Origin of the sequence: Microbacterium sp. CR_7, assembly GCF_041954755.1 — a bacterium.
In the GTDB taxonomy this organism is placed as follows: domain Bacteria; phylum Actinomycetota; class Actinomycetes; order Actinomycetales; family Microbacteriaceae; genus Microbacterium.
The window spans coordinates 182,035-199,886 of sequence record NZ_JAVAYF010000004.1 but is presented as its reverse complement, the minus strand read 5'-3'; the positions used below and the strand labels follow the sequence as shown (position 1 = coordinate 199,886).

The window sequence follows — 17,852 nt, the reverse complement described above, 5'->3', positions numbered from 1 at the left end:
TTCGTCCCGCAGCGCGGTGTCGAGAGTCAGGCGGCGTGCGCGCGGCAGCGGACCGCCTGGCACGCCTCGCAGACCACGAACTGGATGCGACAGGAGGGGTCGGGGCAGTTGGCGGTGCGCTTGGTCGCGGCACCGCATCCCTCGCAGACGCCGATGACAGCCGCGTGATCGGAGAAGTCGACCGACCCGCGCTTGTCGAACACGTACAGCGAGCCGTCCCAGAGGCCGTCGTCGCCGTACTTCTCGCCGTAACGGACGATGCCGCCCTCGAGCTGATACACCTCGCCGAATCCACGAGACGTCATCAGACTCGACAGCACCTCGCAGCGGATCCCGCCCGTGCAGTAGGTGACGATCGGCTTGCCCTTGAGGTCGTCGTAGGTACCGGAGTCGAGCAGCTGCACGAAGTCGCGGGTCGTGTCGGCATCGGGCACGACCGCGCCGCGGAACCGGCCAATCTGCGCCTCGAGCGCGTTGCGGCCGTCGAAGAACACGACTTCGTCGCCGCGCTCGTCGACCAGCTCGTGCAGCGCCTCGGGACTCAGGCGCGTGCCGCCGCCGACGACGCCCTGCCGGTCGACTCGCAGCTCGCCCGGCGCACCGAACGAGACGATCTCGTCGCGGACCTTGACGCTGAGCTTCGGGAAGTCGAGGCTACGGCCTTCGGCGTCGACGCCGGAGCCCTCGCTCCACTTCAGGTCGACATCGCGGAACGGCTCATAGGAGCGGAACGACCGCGCCCAGCGCTTCAACACGGGCAGATCTCCCCCGAGCGTGCCGTTGATGCCATCCTTCGAGATGATCAGCCGACCGCGCAGGCCAAGAGCGTCGCCGAGATCGCGCTGCCACATCCGGATCGCCTCGGGGTCGGCGAGCGGGGTGAACACGTAGAAGAGCACGATCTTGGGTGTTGCCACTCCCAGATTTTACGCCGGGTCCGGTGCTGCTCTGCTCGCGCCCGCCTGCCCCGCGCCGCGCACCACCGGAGTGAGGTCACGGCAGATCGCGGACCAGGAAGAGGATGCCGCCGCCGAGCAGACCGATCAGCATCCAGCCCGCTGATACGAGGACGGCCACGGGGCGATCGAGCCTGTGGGTCGGTGCGAGTCCCGCGGCGCTGACATCGAAGCCGAGCGCTTCGAGGAGGGCGAAGAGCGGGAGATGGGCTGCCGTCGTCGGCCAGACCGCCACGACGAGGAGTCCCGCGGCGAGAGACATCGGGGCGATGAAGAGAGCGACGAGATGGGTCTGCACCACGAGTCCGACGCCGAGTCCGTAGACGCCGGCGACGGCGCCGAGCAGCAACATGCGGCCCACGGTCGACCAGTCGAGCGGGAGGCCGCCGAGGGCGACGCCGAACGCGGCGTACGCGCCGACGACACCGGCCAGGGAGACGCACGCGCCGCCCACCGCTGCGGCGGGCACCCTCGTGAGCAGAGCGGCAGGGCGTCGCTCGAGCATCAGACGTTGAGCCAGGACGCCGTCTCGACGATCGACCGTGTACCGGAACGACCCGTACACGGCCGCGAGGACGGCCCCGTACACCGCCACCACGACGCCGAACGGTGCGGTGAGCGCCGCCCGGGTGCGCGGCGGCGCGTCAGCGAGGTCCGCCGGCACGCCGACGGCGACCAGCACGGACATCGCGAACGCCGCGACGAGCACCCACAGCAGCACGACGTCGTGGAGGAGGCTGTGCAGCTGCATCCGCAACGCGCGGCCGATCACGGACGCCTCCTCGCGGCGACGAGCCACGCCGTGGCGATCAGCACGACGACCCACGCCAGCCCCACGCCCAGCGCGGGGCCGAACTCGAGCATCCGGTTCTGGTGGCCGGGTACGCCGAGAGCGGCCAGAGCCAGCCCGGGAGAGAACCGCGCCACCTCGGGTGCCACGCGCAGCAGGGTGAACTCGAGCGCCAGCGGGATGACGATGAGGAGCGCGGCCGCCGCGTAGTAGTTCCGGACGATCCAGCCGACCGCTGCTCCGATCGGTGCGCCGAGGGCGGCGCCCAGCAACGCCCCGCCGTAGAGATGCCACGCGTTCGGATCCCACGAGAGCGAGAGGCCGGAGCGGGCGAGGACGAGACCCACGCCGAGCGTCCAGACGACGAGGATGCCGACCACCGTGCCGACGCCCACGACAGCACCGCCGACGATCTTCCCCCAGAACGCCCGAGAGAGCGTGACGCTCGTGAGCGTCCGCCCGAGCGAGCCGTAGTAGCACTCGCGCGTGACCCCGTACGCCCCGACGAAAGCGGCGGAGACGGCGCACCAGGCGAGCGGCTCGAGGAGGCGGATCGTCGCGGTGCCGGCATCGAGACCGGCGAGTTCGAATCGGGTTCCATCCGAGAACAGCACGAAGACGGGCATGAGGACGGCGACGAGGTAGATCGCCGTGACGGAGAACCCGCTGACCGATCGCAGCATCTCGCTCCGGACGACGTGCTTCATGCGGAGGCTCCCTCGACGAGATCGAAGTAGCGGTTCTCGAGCGAGTCGCCGTCGTCGACGACGAGGTCTCCCAGCGGGCCGGTGAACAGGACGCGGCGCTTGATGACGACGACCTGGTCCACGATCTGCTCGAGCTCGGCCAGCTGATGGCTGGAGACGAGGACGGTCCCGCCGCGGGCGGCGTAGTCGCGGAGGAAACCGCGCAGCCAGCGGATGCCGTCGGGATCCAGACCGTTCGCCGGTTCGTCGAGGATGAGCGTGCGCGGCGAGCCGATGAGGGCAGCGGCCAGTCCGAGCCGCTGCGCCATGCCCGTCGAGAACGTCTTCACGCGTCGACCGGCATCTGCCGCGAGACCCACCTCCTCGAGCACCTCGTCGACCCGGTGGCGCGACGCTCCGGTCGCGATCCGGCAGATCTCGAGGTGGCGTCTCGCCGTGATGCCGCCCTCGAACCCGAAGCCGTCCATGTGCACGCCGACATGGATCGCCGGATTCTCGAGCGCGGCGAACGGCACGCCGTCGATGACGCTCTGACCGCTCGTCGGGGCGATCAGCCCGACGATCGCCCGCAGCGTCGTCGATTTCCCCGCTCCGTTCGGACCGAGCAATCCGACCACGGCCCCGCGTGGAACCGCGAACGACACGTCCTCGACGGCGGTGCGATGACCGAACCTCTTCGTGAGTCCGCTGACCTCGATCGCATGCTTGTCCATCTCGATCCTTTCCTACTTGTCGCTGAGAAGGGGCGACAGAGGCGCCTCCACGCCTCTCGCCCAGAGGGCCTGCCACAGATTCCGCGTCCCGAGGTCGACCCGCGCGCGGCCCGAGACGACCGCGCCGCGATCCTCGACGTCCACGGCGACGTACGCGACGATCACCGCGTCCGTGGTCGCGTTACCCGCGAGCACGGGAAGCAGAGCTTCGACCGGAACCGCGATCGACCGCGGTTCACGCGGTGTCGCCGTTCCCGTGCCGATCCGCTCGTGCCCGAGGATTCCGTTGGTCGTCAGCGCGACCGGCGCCGCCGCGGGTATCTCGGCGCGCGGCGCCTCACCGGCCTGCACCAGGACGACTCGACCGCGCTCGGTGACGAAGCCGTACGTCGCCGACAGCGGTACCGGGATCACGGCTCCCGCGGTGATCACGGCCGCCGTGAGCGCTGCCGTGACCAACCCGAAACGGAGGGGCGAGCTCCCCGAGCGCAGAACGCGACACAACCCGCGAACGAGGATCACGATGCCGACACTGGTCACGGTCGCCCCCAGCGCGACCGTGACCAGGCCCCACACCGGCCCCCATCCGGCGAGCGCATCGGCGATACGAGCGACCGCCGTCAACACCAGGACGACGGGCGTGACGATGCTCGCGAGACCGAACGGCACACTCCACCACCGGCCGAGCCGCCTGTCCGCCCGCGCGCCGCCGAACAGCGTGCGCGCCAGGGCGTCCCGCGCATCGTGCATGGCCCGGTCCCGGAGATTCGGCTCGTCGAGCGCGCTCATCAGTGCCAGGTAACCGTCGAACCGCACGAACGGGATCAGGTTCACCACGACGATGCCTGCGCAGGAGAGGGCGAGAAGCAGCAGCATCCTCTCCTGTTCCCCCGGCGGTGTCGCCAGCGCGGCGAGGGCCGTGGCCGCGCCGACGGCGCCGTGCACAGCCGGTCCTGCCAGCGCGACCGCGACGCGCTCGCGCCGCTCGCCCAGACGCCACCCGTCGGTCACATCGACGAAGAACGCCGGAGCGAGGTAGATGAGCATGAAGCCCGCGCGCCGGGGTCTGCCTCCGAACCTCGTCAAGGTGATTCCGTGGGCGCATTCGTGGAGCAGGGTCAGACAGGCGAGGACCGCGACGAGGATCATCAGTTCGACCAGCGGCAACGGCGAGGTGAGTACCCGCCAGATGTCTCGCGCCTGCAGGGCGGCTGCGATGAGCCCGGCGCACAGGAGGATGCCGAGCGGAACCGCGAGCCGCGACAGCGGAAGCGGGGCTGCGCGCCCGCTCAGGCGCGCGAAGATCGCCGGCGCGTGCATGGTCGCGAACTGGACGGTGAGCGGCGGTCGGAACGACACGCGACCCGGTGGGGTCCGAGGCGCGTCGGCGAGGAGACCGCAGTCGCGGAATCGCTGGATCAGCGCCAGGAATGTGGGGGTCGGGTCGGATGGTGCGAAGCGCAGCTGCAGGTCGCGGAGCGTCGTCTCACCGTCCATCGAGGACAGCAGAGCGACGACGGCGGGTGAGACGCGCGACGAAGGCACTCCGTGCAGCATCGTGACCCACCGGTCGTCGCCGGTGTGCTCGAAGGTGACGCCGGACGCGAGCCGAGGGCGCGCCTCGCCGTCGAGGGGAGCGCTCGTTCCCTCCCCGGAGCGACGCAGGGAGCTAGACATCGCTCTGCGCCGCTCTCAGTGATTCCGCCCTGGTCGTCTCGAGGAGCTCGATCTCCTGCCCGTCCTGAGTGCGTACCGGCGAGATGCGGGGCGGAGTGAACCCGGATTCCACGAGCTCGTGGGCGAGCCGGTCACGGTGCAGCACCCGAAGCCGGCTCGTGAGGACCGTGACCGCGCCGCCACGTCGGAGATCGGCGGGACGCAGCCAGTTGACCACACGGCTCGCTCCGTCTGCGTCGATCTGCTGGGCGAACAGGTAGGTCTCGTCTCCCGCCGGACCGGGAACCGTGATCTCGTGCTCCTGAGGTACGGAGAGAGTCGCCGCCGACGTGCCGGCGGCGACGGTGAGGGCGAAGACGCCGTCAGTCGCCAGGTGCCGGCGCACGCTCCGGTACAGACGCGATCTCCCGTCTTCGTCGAGCAGCGTGATGGAGGTGGCTCCGAGCACGGCGAGTGCGTATCGCCGCGTCAGACGGAAGTCGCGCATATCGGCGACGACGCAGTCCAGTGACGGGTGATCGGGCAGCGCGCGCCGCAAGTGGGAGAGCATGTCGTGGGAGAGGTCGACGGCCGTCACCCGGTACCCGGATCGCACCAACGGAATCGTCAAGCGGCCGCTGCCCGCCGCGATGTCGATGATCGGCCCGCCGGTGCGGCGAGCGAGCGCCATCACCTCCCGGATCTCCGCGCGGTCGGCGCCCACCAGCCGCTGGTAGAAGTCGGTGCCCGCTCCCGAGTACAGGTCGAGCTCCTTCGCATCCGCGCGCGCGAGAGCGAGCCGCGCGCGGACGGAGTCGGTGATGAGATCCTCCATGGACTCGTCTCCCTTCCTCTGGGTCTGTCGTCTGGGGCGTGGGATGCGGGCGGAGCATGACCGCCCGCATCCCGTTCGGAATCGCGACCGCTCAGGTCGCGATCGCTGCTGCACCGCCGATGATGGCGATGATGTAACCGGCGTGTTCCCACCACTCCAGCGGCGCATCGATCTGTTCGAGTTCCACGAACTCCAGCGATTCCTTGTGCACGTCTCACCTCCTTCAGGGTGACGAGAGAGGGGCCTCTACGTGAGCGCGAGGATCCCGATGATCACTCCCACGGCGAAGCCTCGAGTCCAGTCGAGAGCGTCGTCGGGAGCGTCCATCGCTTCGAGCTCGATGAACTCGAGAGTGGGCGTCGCAGTGTTCATCTGCGTCCTTTCGTTCGTGAACCGGTGTCGGTCGGGTGTCGCTCAGGTGGCGGCGGCTGCGCCGATGCCGATGAGAATCAGCGCGCTGCCCACGCCCTGGTAGAAGCTCTCCCAGCTGGGGGCCTCCATCTCATCGAGCTCCTCGAATCGGAGACGCGAGTCTGTGTCGCGGTCCATGTCGTTCACCCCCTTCCCGCGGTGCGGGGACGCCGTACGGCACGCCCCTCCGGTCGCTCCATGCGGAGGCGCGGAGCACATCACGGAAGTCCGATGCGACGAGACCGGGAAGCATCGGTCGTCGAGCTCCCCAGGCGTTCTCGATCGCAGCGGCGATGCGATCGATGTCATGACTGCTCGGTGCCGGCGGCCGGGCGATGCCCCACCGGGTCACGAGCTCGGCGATGCCCCGCGCAGGATCCAGCGGCAGACGGAACGGCGCGGAGACGCACGCCCAGAACCCCTCGAGGCTCGCGCGGTCGCCCCATTGGGCGTCACCGTCGCAGATCCGCCGCCACACCGGTGCGATGATCGCCGCGGTCGCGCTCATCTTGCGCATCCCGAGGCGGAAGGCGACCTCGTTGGCGACGTACCAGTGACGCGAGGCGTACGGGTCCGATCCGCGAAGCGCCGCACTGCGCTGAGTCGCCGCGCTCAGACGGGCGAGTCTCAGACGCACGTCGTCGGAGTCCAGTCGCCCCTCCGCGGCCTCGAGGATGGCTCTGCCGAGTGACACGGCGTCGGCGTGCGCGCGAGCGCTTCGTGCCGGACCGGTCGAAGCGCCCGCGAGCCGCAGGAATGCTTCGAGCGCCCCGTCACGGACCTGCGTCGCGGTCAACGTCACGAGGTTCTCCGGGTCGAGGAGAGCGTGTCGCGGTCTCAGCGCACGACCGATGACGAGCCGGTGACCGTGGGTGTTGGTCAGGATGCTGACGCTGTTGGTCTCTGACGAGGTGCCGAGCGTGGTGGGCACGGTGACGAGGTCGACGGGCGGAGGCGCGTCGGGCAGCACGGTGAGCGCCTCGCGCTGCGCGCGTTCGAGTGCGAACTGCAGGGATCGATCGCGGGCCAGTGCGAGCGCGGCGAGCTTGGCCGCGTCGAGGACGGTTCCGCCGCCGACAGCGAGGATGACCTCGGGGCGCTGACGCGCGATGCGCGCGGCGATGCCGAGGATCGCCTCGGCATCCACCGCCGTGGCGTCGAGCTCCACGACGTCTGTCGGGCGGGTGGGAAGGAACGGGACCCGCACCGCCGAGTCGGCGATGACCATCGTCGCGCGATACGCGGTCAGTCGTGCGGTCATCGTCCGAGCGATGCCCCTGCCGTGCCACAGCGTCGGGACGCGGGCCGTGAACCCGTCCGTCATCTCGAGACGCTCCGCGCCTGCGCGAGACCCGCCCGCACGCCGGCATCCAACTCGAGGAGGTCGGCCGCGTCGAATCCGTAGGCGGGGATCAGCCCGATTCCGCTCGGGCCCGGCTGCACCTGCACGCCGTGGTCGGCGATGGCGGACACGACGTCGAGCACCTCGCGCCCGGACAGCGCCTCGCCGTCATCGGTGCGGAGATGGAGACCGAGGAAGCATCCCCTCCCCGTGACGCGGGTGATCAGCCCATCCGCCCTCATCGAATCGGCGATCCCGGCGAGGTCGGCCGCGAGCGCGCGCACCGAGTCGATCACGTCGATGCGGTCGAGCTCGTCGATGACCGCGAGGATCGCCGCCGCGCACGCCGGTGTGCCCGCTTGCGTCTCGCCGTGCACGAACGTCCACCCGCCGCGCATGAACTCCGAGGCGACGCGCGCTCCGACGAGGAGGGCGGCGGCCCCCATAGCGCCGTTCGTCAGCGCTTTGGAGACGATCAGCACATCGGGCGCGCCCGCCCACGCGTCGCTGGCGAACATGCGGCCGGTGCGTCCGAACCCCGTCGCGACCTCGTCGGCGACCACGAGGAACCCGTACTCCTCCCGCAGCGCGAGAAGGCGCGCGATGAAGGCATCCGTCAGCGGGAAGGCACCGCTTCCCAGAACCGGCTCGACGACCACGGCCGCGACGCGCGATCCCTCGCGCCGCAGCAGCGTGCCGAGCTCTTCTCCGTCGTCGTCGTGCGCCACGTGCCTGATCGAGCGGCGATCGACGCCGTAGGCCTCCTGCAGGAGTTGGTCGCCGCTGAGAGCATGGCTGCCGTACATGGTGCCGTGGTAACTGCCCCGCAGGCCGACGACGAGGGACCGGGAGGCGGCCCCTCGCTGCGACCAGTACTGTCGCGCGAGTTTCATCGCGGCGTCGTTCGCCGCCCCGCCCGAGGTGGAGAAGATCACGCGGCTGTATCTCGCCGGGCCGGCGATCGCGAGCAGTCTCTCCGCTGCGATCTGCGCATACCGATTCGGGGATCGGAACAGGGTCAGGTACGACGCGTCTCGTGTCGCTCTGGCGACGGCCTCGGATACCGCCGGATTCCCGAATCCGAGCGGGACGTTCCACAGCCCGCTCGTCGCGCACAGCCGCGAGGACCCGTCGGCGTAGCGGATGCGATTGCCGGCGGCACCGACCGCGGTCTGCGCAGGGGTGAAGACGGTGTCGGCCGGAAGCATCGCCGGCCACAGTGCGTGCGGTGAGGTCACTGCACCCTGTGAGGTGACCGCGTGGGGTGAGGTCATCGCCGTGCCGCCTCCGCTCCCGCTCCCTCGGTCGAGGCCCCGAGGGAGATGCCCAGCGCCCCGATGGCCTCCCGACAGAGTCGACCTGCATCCGGCTCGGGAATCGCGAGACTCCGCGCGACCCTCTCGGCGGCGACGTCCCACCCGCTCGACGTCTGCGTCGCCTCCACGACCACGGCGGTCAGTCGCGACAGGGCTCGCCGGCCGCGTGAATCGACATCGGCCAGCACGAAGCCCTCGGCCGTGTCGAGGAGGAAGGGATCCGAGGGGAGCGGCTCGGCGTCCGCTCCGTCGTCGTCGATCAGCGACCAGCCGAATCCGGCGACCCGCACTCCGTTCGCGTTCCGGAGCATCCTGAGAAGGTCGATGGCCCGCAGGTAGCGCGCCGTCTCGCCACGATCCGGCCCCGAGGCCGTGAGCTCCTCGATCGATGGCGCGCCTCCGAGCCTCACTCCCCGCTCGACGGGCTCCGCGAGTCGATCCGGCGTCTGCATGATGTGCCCGACGGGCTCGCCCCTCATGCCGACGGTGAATGCGCCGTCGGCGCGCACCCTGATCGCATTCGGGATCTCCGTCGCGCGAGGACTCTCGAGTGCGGAGCGCTCCGCGAGGACGACCCGCGGGTCGAGGAGCGCCGAGGGGAAGACACCCGTGCGGCGGGCGAGGCGCGCGTCGTCGAGAAAGGCCTCCCATCCCGGGATGTCGAGCACAGCGACCACCGTCGGCCCGACGAGCTGCACGAAGGCCGCGGCGACGTAGTCCTGCAGCTCGACGGTGGTGTCTCCGAGGACCATCTCGTCGCCGCTCTCATCGAGCCGCCCGCTGTAGCGGAAGAGTGCGGCGGACACAGCGGGGAATCTCTCACCTTCCGGCAGGAGGACCGCATCCTGAGCGCCCGCCGCATCGAGGACGGCGTCCGTCGGTGCACCGGGATCGACCAGGAAGATGCGGCGGTACCGACTGCGCTCCCCCGTGACGAACTCGCGGAGCGCGCGCGCCCCGATCTCCGCTTCATCCACCTCAGCCCCCGATGTTCTGCGACGCCCGTGCGTCTTCATCTGAAGCTATACACACCTCATTCGTGTATCAATATTTTTCACTCGAGTCGAGAAATCCGCGGGGATCGCCGTTCCTCGACCCTCACCCGGGCTGGTCATGCGCTCCTCGACCGATCGGATAGACTGGGGAGGTTGTTTCCTGGTGACGTGTCCGAGCGGCCGAAGGAGCACGCTTGGAAAGCGTGTGTTGTGCAAGCAACCGCGGGTTCGAATCCCGCCGTCACCGCCAGACGACTGAAGGGCCTCACGAAGTGGGGCCCTTCAGTCGTCTATCGAGCACTGGGGATTCGGGGAGCCCTGAGCGCAGCGAAGAGCGGAGTCCCGCCGTCACCGCCAGACGGGGATCGGCTGCTCCTGGGGTCCATAGTGCAGAGTCGCCATGAAGATCAACCCTCCTGACGCCGGAGCCGGAGCGCGAGTATCTCTGTAACACGACCTCTGGTCCACCGAGCTTCGGACCAGAGCACGGGCCGGCGGAGTCCCCAGCGAAGCCGGCAGGTGCCCCGCGTGGTTCCCCAGACCAGCGGGGCACCCCCACTTACGACGTCGTTTGCGAGACGCGGCTACTGCGCGAAGCGCACCCCGTACACCTGTCCGCCCGGTTCAGCCGGCAACGGCGTCATGCCCAGTCGCTCGTAGAAGGCGGCGGCCCCCGTGTTCGCGGGGTCCATCCCGAGGTGCAGCGCGGGGACGCCCCGCCGCGTGAGCTCGGCGAAGAGCGTCTCGATGAGGCGTCGCCCCAGCCCCTGCCCCTGTGTCTCGGGGAGCAGATCGATGTGCAGGTGGGCGGGGTACTCCGCGGCATTCGCGTTCGTGCCCGGCGCCTGCCGATATCCGTACTCGATCATCTTCTCCTCGCGGGTCGACGGCTCGGCCGCGCGCGGGTACTTCGCGGCGAGCGCCGGCCACCACTCGTCTCGGAACCACGTCTGGAACGCGTCGGTGTCGTCGGTCGCGACGATGTAGCCGATCACGCGCTCGTCGTCCGACTCGACCACCCAGGCGAGATCGGGGTGCCGCTCGACGTAGGGGACCGCGAAGAGGTCGCCCCACAGCTCGTCGTCCGAGAAGATGCCGGTCGCGTCCTTGCCGGCATCCGCCGTCTTCAGGCAGATCTCGTACATCGCTGCACGATCGGACGGGCGGTAGGGGCGGATGCGGGGCACGACGACTCCTCGGTGAGTGCGGGGGGAAGCCGTCAGCCTATCGGCCTCGGTATCCGCTTCGACGTCGTGCGCGCCCACGGCAGCATGATGGCCGCGACGAGCAGCACCGCACTCGCGCCGACGAGCGCACCGCCGAGCGTGTCGGTCGCCCAGTGGACCGAGAGCAGCGTGCGCGAGACGGCCATGGCCACGATCCATGCGGCACCCACGATCGCGACCCACACCCGCGGGAAGAGCAGATAGAGGACGAGCGCGATGGTCGCGGCGTTGGCGGTGTGCCCGGAGGGGAAGGAGCCGAAGTCGCTCGTCACGATCATGTCCTCCGGCCGTGCCCTGCCGAAGAGGTTCTTCAGCACCTGCACGAGGGCGGCGCTCGCCAGGAAGGTCGCGGCAGCGAAGACGGCCCCGCGCCAGCGCCTCGCCAGCAGAAGGGCGATGATCACCAGCAGCGGCACCGCGAGGATCGCCACCCATCCCCCGCCGATGTGATCGAGCACGAGCGCAGCCGTCAGCATCCAATCGGCTCGGTGCTCGACGATCGCCTCGCTCCACCATCGATCGAAGCCGGGAGGCTCGGTGTAGCCGAAGACGATCGCCGCTCCCAGCAGCGCCGCCGCCGCGAGAGTTCCCAGTCCCCACCACAGCAGCGCGCGCGATCTCATCGCACCATTCTGCCTGGTCGATCCTGAAGGATCAGGGAGCGAGCATTCCGACGCTCCGGGGGCGTACGACGAACCAGAGAGCCAGGACGGCGATCACGGCGCAGCCGACCATGACCGACGCCATCGTCGTCGCGGTGATCCCCGCGCCCTTCGAGATCCATCCGACCACCGGCGAGATGAGGCCGGCGACGCCGAAGTTCGTCGCGCCGATGACGGATGCCGCGGTGCCTGCCGCCTTGCCGTGGCGGTCGAGCGCGAGCACCTGCACGTTCGGGAACGTGAACCCGCACGCGGTCATGAAGAAGAACAGCGGCACCACGGTCCCCCACAGCCCGAGGCCGAGCTGATCGGTCACGATGATCGCGGTACCGGCGATCAGCAGCACAGCCGTCGAGTAGGCCATGACCCACTGCGGACCGAACCGGGCGGCGAGTCGGGATGCCGTCTGCACGCCGATCACCACGCCGAGCGAGTTGACGGCGAACAGGAGCCCGTACTGCTGGGCGTCGAGCCCGTGCGTCTGCTGGAACAGGAACGGCGAGGCCGAGAGATACGAGAACAGACCGGAGAACGTCATGCCGCCGATGATGAGCACGCCGATGAAGACGCGGTCGGAGAACACCGAGCGGTAGCGCTGCAGGACGGTCGCGCCGCCCTTCTCCTGGCGGCGGGCGACGGGAAGGGTCTCCGGCACGAAGATCAGCGTGGAGACGAGCATCACGACGCCGTACAGCGCCAGCACGATGAAGATGCCCTGCCAGGGCATGAGCGTCAGCAGCCAGGACCCGATCAGCGGAGCCACCACGGGAGCGACACCCGAGACGAGCGCGAGCCGGGAGAGCATCACCACGAGGCGTCGGCCGCCGAACAGGTCGCGCACGATCGCCATGGCCACGACACCGCCGGCCGCGGCGCCGACGCCCATGAGCACGCGGGCCCCGCCGAGCAGTGGCAGCGTCGGAGCGAAGGCCGCCGCGAAGCTCGCCAGCACGTGCAGGGCGGTCACGGCGATGAGCGGTACCCGGCGGCCGACCTTGTCGCTCAGGGGGCCGACGACGAGCTGACCGAGCGCGAACCCGATCATGGTGCCGGTCAGGGTCAGCTGCACGGCGGCAGCGGTGGTCTGGAAGTCCTCCTCCAGCACCGGGAACGCCGGCAGGTAGAGGTCGATCGTGAAGGGGCCGAGCGCGGTCAGGGCACCCAGTAGCACGATGTACAGCGCGCGTCGGCCGTTCGAGATCGAGTCTCCGGGGTGGAGCATGATCGGCGCGGTGGCCGGGTTCGAGCCGAGCGTGCGGATGGCGCCGGTCGACGACGGCACGCGGATGCTGCCGGTCGCCGTGCGCTCGGGCGCGGAGATGGTGGGGACGGAATCGGTGCGGGGCGCGTCAGACACAGGGGCTTTCCGGAGAGGGGAATGAGTCTCGAATCGATTCGAGCGAAGCATCCATGCTACTCCCCCGCCCGCCGCGTCCCCGCGACCGTCAGCGCGAGATGCGGGCGAGAGCCTGCTCGAGGTCGGCGACGAGGTCGCCGGCGTCCTCGATGCCCACCGACAGCCGCACGATGTTCTCGGGCACGGCGAGCTCGGTTCCGCGCACCGAGGCGTGGGTCATGTCCGGCGGGTATCCGATCAGCGACTCGACGCCGCCCAGCGACTCGGCGAGCTGGAACAGCTCGGTCGACTCGGCGAACGCCTTCGCGGCCGCCGGTCCCGCTGCGAGACCGAGCGACAGCATCCCGCCGAATCCGCTCATCTGCCGTGCGGCGATGTCGTGACCGGCGTGCGCGGCGAGCCCGGGGTGGTAGACCTCGGAGAACTCCGGACGGCCCGCTGCCCACTCGGCCACGACCTGGGCGTTCTCGGAGTGCTGGCGCATGCGTACCGCGAGGGTCTTGATGCCGCGGGTCGTGAGCCACGCGTCGAACGGCGCCGACACGGCGCCGACCGCGAACTGCTGGAACTTCACGTCGTCGACGAACCGGTCGTCGCCGAACACCACGGCGCCGCCGAGCACGTCGGAGTGCCCGCCGAGGTACTTGGTGGTGGAGTGCACGACGAGATCGGCGCCCAGCGACAGCGGCTGCTGCAGCGCGGGCGAGGCGAAGGTGTTGTCGACGACCGCGATGGCGCCGGCGGCGTGCGCGATCTCGGCGACAGCGGCGATGTCGACGATCTTCAGCAGCGGGTTGCTGGGCGTCTCGACCCAGATGATCCTGGTTTCGGGGCGGAGACCGGCGCGCACCGCATCGAGGTCGGACAGCTCGACGGTCGTGGTCTCGATCCCCCACTTGGCGAGGACCTTGGTCAGCAGCCGGTAGGTCCCGCCGTACGCGTCGTTGCTGAGCAGCACGTGGTCGCCGGGAGAGAGGATGCCGCGAAGCAGCGCGTCCTCCGCGGCGAGCCCCGAGGCGAAGGAGAGCGCCCGCGTGCCGCCCTCGAGCGCCGCGAGCTGCGTCTCCAGCGAGGAGCGCGTCGGGTTGCCCGCACGGTTGTACTCGTATCCCTCGCGGAACCCGCCGATGCCGTCCTGCACGTGCGTGGAGGCCTGGTAGATCGGCGGGATGATCGATCCGGTGGTCGGATCGGGCTCCTGGCCCGCGTGGATGGCTCGGGTGGCGAAGGAGTGCTCGGACATGCTCTCAGCCTACGTCGGGGGCCGCGACGGCGGCCGTCCCGTTACGCCGGGCGTCAGCGCGACAGGTACGACAGCAGGTCCTGCCGGGTGAGCACGGTGTGCGGACGCCCGCCCTCCGTGACGAGCAGCGCGTCAGCGTCGGCGAGCGCGGCGCGCGCCTGCGTGATCGGAGCATGGATGCCGATGAGCGGCAGCCTCTCCCCGACGTGCTCGCCGACGGCATCCGTGGGCTTGGCGTCGCCGCGGAAGAGCAGGTCGAGCAGACCCTTCTCGTCGACCGTGCCGACGACCTCGCCCATCATGACGGGAGGCTCGGCGCTGAGCACGACGAGCTGCGACACCTCGTACTCGGTGAGCAGGCCGATGGCCTCGAGCACGGTGTCGGTGGGGTGCGCGTGCACGAGGTCGGGGATGCCGTCGCCCTGGCGCGGTGCGCGGGCGGCCAGCACGTCGGCCACCGTCTCGCCGTCCTCGACGTCGCTGAAGCCGTAGGAGCGCATCCAGCCGTCGTTGAAGATCTTGCTCAGGTAGCCGCGCCCGCCGTCGGGCAGGAGCACGACCATCACCGCGTCCGCGGGCAGCTCGCGGGCGACGCGCAGCGCACCGACGACCGCCATGCCGCTCGATCCGCCGACGAGGATGCCCTCCTCGCGGGCGAGGCGGCGGGTCATCGCGAAGGCCTCCGCGTCGTCGACCGCGACGATCTCGTGCGGCACGGACGGGTCGTACGCACCGGGCCAGATGTCCTCCCCCACCCCCTCGACGAGGTACGGGCGACCGGTGCCTCCGCTGTAGACGCTGCCCTCGGGGTCGACGCCGACGATGCGAACCCGACCGTCGGAGACCTCGCGCAGGAACCGACCGGTGCCCGTGATCGTGCCGCCCGTGCCCACGCCGGCGACGAAGTGCGTGATCTCGCCGTCGGTGTCGCGCCAGATCTCCGGTCCCGTGGTCTCGTAGTGGCTGCGCGGCCCGTTCGGGTTCTCGTACTGGTTGGGCTTGAACGCCCCGGGGATCTCCCGCGCCAGCCGATCACTGACGCTGTAGTACGACTCGGGGCTGTCGGCCGCGACCGAGGTGGGCGTCACGACGACCTCGGCCCCGTAGGCCCGCAGCACATCGATCTTGTCCTCGCCGACCTTGTCCGGCACGACGAAGACGCACGAGTACCCTCGCTGCTGCGCGACGAGCGCGAGCCCCACCCCCGTGTTGCCGCTCGTGGGCTCGACGATCGTGCCGCCCGGCTTCAGTTCACCCGAGGCCTCGGCCGCATCGATGATCCGCGAGGCGATGCGATCCTTCGCCGACCCGCCGGGGTTCAGGTACTCGAGCTTCACCAGCACGGTGCACTCGATGCCCTCCGTAACGTGCTGGAGCTTCACGAGGGGCGTGTCGCCGACGAGGTCGACGATCGAGTCCGCATACTTCATGTCTTCAGGGTAGACGCGAGGATGCCGCGACCGGGGCTGTGTTGCACCCGGCCGCGGCATCCTGTCATCGGCTCTCCTCGTCGGAAGGTCAGCCCTTCGTGGATCCGGCCAGCAGGCCTCGCACGAAGTAGCGCTGCAGAGCGAAGAACACGATCAGCGGGATGATGATCGACACGAAGGCACCGGCGGTGAGCAGGTACCAGTCGTTGCCCCGTGTTCCCGTGATCTCGGCCAGCAGCTTCGTGATCGGCGCCGCGGCCCCGTCGGCGAAGACGAGGGCCACGAGCAGGTCGTTCCACACCCAGAGGAACTGGAAGATCGCCACCGACGCGATCGCCGGCATCGTGAGCGGCAGCACCACGCGGAAGAAGATCTGCCCACGGGATGCGCCGTCGACGCGTGCGGCCTCGATGATCTCGCCCGGGATCTCCGACATGAAGTTGTGCAGCAGGTAGATCGCGAGCGGCAGCGCGAACATCGTGTGGGCGATCCACACCTGCGCATACCCCTGCGAGGCGTCGAGCGGCAGGGTCACCTGCAGCCCGAACAGGTTGATGCCGCGCGAGAACGAGCTGAGCAGCGGCACCAGCGCCATCTGGATCGGCACGATCTGCAGTGCGAACACGAAGATGAAGAGCGCGTTGCGGCCCTTGAAGTCGATCCAGGCGAACGCGTACGCGGCCATCGCCGCGATCATCAGAGGGATGATGGTCGCGGGGATCGTGATCGCGATCGAGTTGATGAACGATTCGAGGATGGTCAGCTGCGTGGTGCCGGACTGCAGCACCTGCACGTAGTTGTCGAAGGTCACCTGAGGGTTCGCGAAGAACTCCCACCAGCCGCTGGACTGGATGTCGTCTCGCGGACGGAACGACGAGATGAACAGCCCCAGAGTCGGGATCGTCCACAGCACCGCGATGAGGATGGAGCCCACCGACGCCCAGGGACGCGACAGCTTCTTGCGCGCGCGCCCCGCCGCGGCATCCAGTCCGCCGCCGGTCGCGATCGCCCGGGTGGAGGCGGGGGTCTCGGTCTTCAGCGTGTCGCTCATCATCGCACCTCCCGCTGCTTCTTGATCTGTCTCGCGTTGTAGATGACGATCGGCAGCACGAGGATGAAGAGGATCACCGACAGCGCCGCGCTGCGGCCCGCCTCGAACTTCGAGAACTGCGTGTACATCTCGTTCGCCAGCACCGAGGTGCCGTAGTTTCCGGCGGTCATGGTGCGGACGATGTCGAACACCTTCAGCGAGGCGATGGAGATCGTCGTGAGCACCACGATGAGCGCCGGGCGGATCGACGGCACGGTCACCGAGCGGAAGCGCTCCCAGGCGTTCGCGCCGTCGAGCTCGGCTGCCTCGAGCAGCTCGGCCGGGACGCCCTTGATGGATGCCGAGAGCACGACCATCGCGAAACCGGTCTGCACCCAGATGAGCACGACGATGAGGAACAGGTTGTTCCACGGCTCGTTGAGCAGCCACTGCTGCGGCGTGCCGCCGAACCAGACGAGGATCTGGTTGAGCAGACCGATCTGCTTGAAGTCGCCGCCGCGGTATTCGTACATGAACCGCCAGATGATGCTCGCGCCGACGAACGAGATCGCCATCGGCATGAACACGAGCACCTTGTAGATCTTCTCGCCGCGGGTGCGGTCGATGAAGACGGCGTAGGCGAGGCCGACGATGGTCGACACGGTCGGCACGAGCAGCACCCAGATGATCGAGTTGACGACCGAGGTGATGCCGTCGGACTGCGTGAAGATCCACACGTAGTTGGCGAATCCGACGAAATCGCTGTTCGAGGAGTTCCGGAACGACGAGTACATGGTCTGGATCGACGGCAGGATGAGTCCGACGAGCAGGAGCAGCAGCGCCGGCGCCATGAAGGCCACGAGTTGGATCAGATATCCCGCTCCGTCGCGGGATCGGTAGTCCAGGAAGAAGAACAGGGCTCCGACGAGGACGGCGACGCCCATCGCCCAGTAGTAGGAGCTGAAGAAGAACATCACGGCGAGCGGGATGAGCAGGCACATAGCCAGCCGCACCCAGGTGTAGATCGCTCCTCGGCGCGGAGCGACGTCCACGAGGAGGAGGATGACGGCCACGACCACCGCGAAGGCGATGACCACGACCACTGCTTGGAGGATCTGGGGCAGAGTCCCGATCCATTGGAAGAATGCTGTCGCGTTCACGGATTCCCCTTCATGACGCGTTG

Annotated in this window: 19 protein-coding genes and 1 tRNA gene; 1 reads left to right on the top strand and 19 read right to left on the bottom strand. The window is 69.3% G+C overall.

The genetic code is table 11. From position 1 onward, the window contains the following. Positions 1–26 precede the first annotated feature (26 nt). The 12 genes from RAC81_RS10055 to mpaB all read right to left on the bottom strand — a co-directional run bounded on the left by RAC81_RS10055 (position 27) and on the right by mpaB (position 9,703). Entirely contained in the window at positions 27–917 is an 891-nt protein-coding gene (locus RAC81_RS10055) for a rhodanese-related sulfurtransferase (RefSeq protein ID WP_375082217.1), read from the bottom strand. 76 nt (positions 918–993) lie between these two features. Beyond that, positions 994–1,728 carry a hypothetical protein gene (locus RAC81_RS10050; protein ID WP_375082216.1) on the bottom strand — a complete coding sequence of 245 codons (735 nt, stop codon included), beginning with the start codon at positions 1,726–1,728 and terminating at the stop codon, positions 994–996. Continuing rightward, positions 1,725–2,453, bottom strand: a complete 729-nt coding sequence (locus tag RAC81_RS10045) for an ABC transporter permease (RefSeq protein WP_375082215.1) — start codon at positions 2,451–2,453, stop codon at positions 1,725–1,727. The genes RAC81_RS10050 and RAC81_RS10045 overlap by 4 nt, the downstream gene beginning before the upstream one ends. After that, entirely contained in the window at positions 2,450–3,166 is a 717-nt protein-coding gene (locus tag RAC81_RS10040; RefSeq protein ID WP_375082214.1) for an ATP-binding cassette domain-containing protein, read from the bottom strand. Before RAC81_RS10040 ends, RAC81_RS10045 begins: the two co-directional genes overlap by 4 nt. A gap of 12 nt (positions 3,167–3,178) precedes the next feature. After that, complete coding sequence (mpaP, locus tag RAC81_RS10035; RefSeq protein WP_375082213.1) at positions 3,179–4,843, bottom strand: daptide biosynthesis intramembrane metalloprotease; 1,665 nt, start codon at positions 4,841–4,843, stop codon at positions 3,179–3,181. Beyond that, a complete protein-coding gene (gene mpaM, locus RAC81_RS10030) occupies positions 4,836–5,657 on the bottom strand; it encodes a daptide-type RiPP biosynthesis methyltransferase (RefSeq protein ID WP_375082212.1) in 822 nt (273 codons plus the stop codon). Before mpaM ends, mpaP begins: the two co-directional genes overlap by 8 nt. Positions 5,658–5,748: 91 nt before the next feature. Continuing rightward, the gene (gene mpaA3, locus RAC81_RS10025; RefSeq protein WP_308211576.1) at positions 5,749–5,868 is read right to left on the bottom strand and encodes an MpaA3 family daptide-type RiPP; all 120 of its coding nucleotides are present in this window, start codon (positions 5,866–5,868) and stop codon (positions 5,749–5,751) included. Positions 5,869–5,903: 35 nt separating this feature from the next. After that, a complete protein-coding gene (gene mpaA2 / locus RAC81_RS10020) occupies positions 5,904–6,029 on the bottom strand; it encodes an MpaA2 family daptide-type RiPP (RefSeq protein ID WP_256999530.1) in 126 nt (41 codons plus the stop codon). A 42-nt stretch (positions 6,030–6,071) separates the two neighbouring features. Continuing rightward, a complete protein-coding gene (gene mpaA1 / locus RAC81_RS10015) occupies positions 6,072–6,206 on the bottom strand; it encodes an MpaA1 family daptide-type RiPP (RefSeq protein ID WP_285885709.1) in 135 nt (44 codons plus the stop codon). Then, positions 6,160–7,392 carry a daptide-type RiPP biosynthesis dehydogenase gene (gene mpaC, locus RAC81_RS10010; protein WP_375082211.1) on the bottom strand — a complete coding sequence of 411 codons (1,233 nt, stop codon included), beginning with the start codon at positions 7,390–7,392 and terminating at the stop codon, positions 6,160–6,162. Before mpaC ends, mpaA1 begins: the two co-directional genes overlap by 47 nt. After that, positions 7,389–8,684 (bottom strand): daptide-type RiPP biosynthesis aminotransferase, encoded by a 1,296-nt coding sequence (gene mpaD, locus RAC81_RS10005; RefSeq protein WP_375082210.1) that lies wholly within the window; start codon positions 8,682–8,684, stop codon positions 7,389–7,391. Before mpaD ends, mpaC begins: the two co-directional genes overlap by 4 nt. Beyond that, positions 8,681–9,703, bottom strand: coding sequence for a daptide biosynthesis RiPP recognition protein (gene mpaB, locus RAC81_RS10000; protein WP_375082209.1), 1,023 nt, complete (start codon positions 9,701–9,703; stop codon positions 8,681–8,683). Before mpaB ends, mpaD begins: the two co-directional genes overlap by 4 nt. 180 nt (positions 9,704–9,883) lie before the next feature. Between mpaB and RAC81_RS09995 the strand changes: the two genes are divergently transcribed. Further along, a tRNA-Ser gene (locus RAC81_RS09995) sits at positions 9,884–9,971 on the top strand. 334 nt (positions 9,972–10,305) lie between these two features. Here the strand turns inward: RAC81_RS09995 and RAC81_RS09990 are convergent. From RAC81_RS09990 to RAC81_RS09960, 7 genes are all read right to left on the bottom strand, one after another. After that, on the bottom strand, positions 10,306–10,908 hold the full coding sequence (locus RAC81_RS09990) for a GNAT family N-acetyltransferase (protein ID WP_375082208.1): 603 nt from the start codon (positions 10,906–10,908) through the stop codon (positions 10,306–10,308). Positions 10,909–10,940: 32 nt separating this feature from the next. Next, on the bottom strand, positions 10,941–11,570 hold the full coding sequence (locus RAC81_RS09985) for a phosphatase PAP2 family protein (RefSeq protein ID WP_375082207.1): 630 nt from the start codon (positions 11,568–11,570) through the stop codon (positions 10,941–10,943). A 31-nt stretch (positions 11,571–11,601) separates the two neighbouring features. Next, positions 11,602–12,966: a multidrug effflux MFS transporter gene (locus RAC81_RS09980; RefSeq protein ID WP_375082206.1), complete on the bottom strand. Its 1,365-nt coding sequence runs from the start codon at positions 12,964–12,966 to the stop codon at positions 11,602–11,604. A gap of 88 nt (positions 12,967–13,054) precedes the next feature. Continuing rightward, entirely contained in the window at positions 13,055–14,209 is a 1,155-nt protein-coding gene (locus RAC81_RS09975; RefSeq protein ID WP_375082205.1) for a cystathionine gamma-synthase, read from the bottom strand. 53 nt (positions 14,210–14,262) lie between these two features. Continuing rightward, on the bottom strand, positions 14,263–15,639 hold the full coding sequence (locus RAC81_RS09970) for a cystathionine beta-synthase (protein WP_375082204.1): 1,377 nt from the start codon (positions 15,637–15,639) through the stop codon (positions 14,263–14,265). A gap of 88 nt (positions 15,640–15,727) precedes the next feature. After that, a complete protein-coding gene (locus tag RAC81_RS09965; RefSeq protein WP_375082203.1) occupies positions 15,728–16,690 on the bottom strand; it encodes a carbohydrate ABC transporter permease in 963 nt (320 codons plus the stop codon). After that, positions 16,690–17,829: a carbohydrate ABC transporter permease gene (locus tag RAC81_RS09960; RefSeq protein WP_375082202.1), complete on the bottom strand. Its 1,140-nt coding sequence runs from the start codon at positions 17,827–17,829 to the stop codon at positions 16,690–16,692. The genes RAC81_RS09965 and RAC81_RS09960 overlap by 1 nt, the downstream gene beginning before the upstream one ends. Positions 17,830–17,852 lie beyond the last annotated feature (23 nt).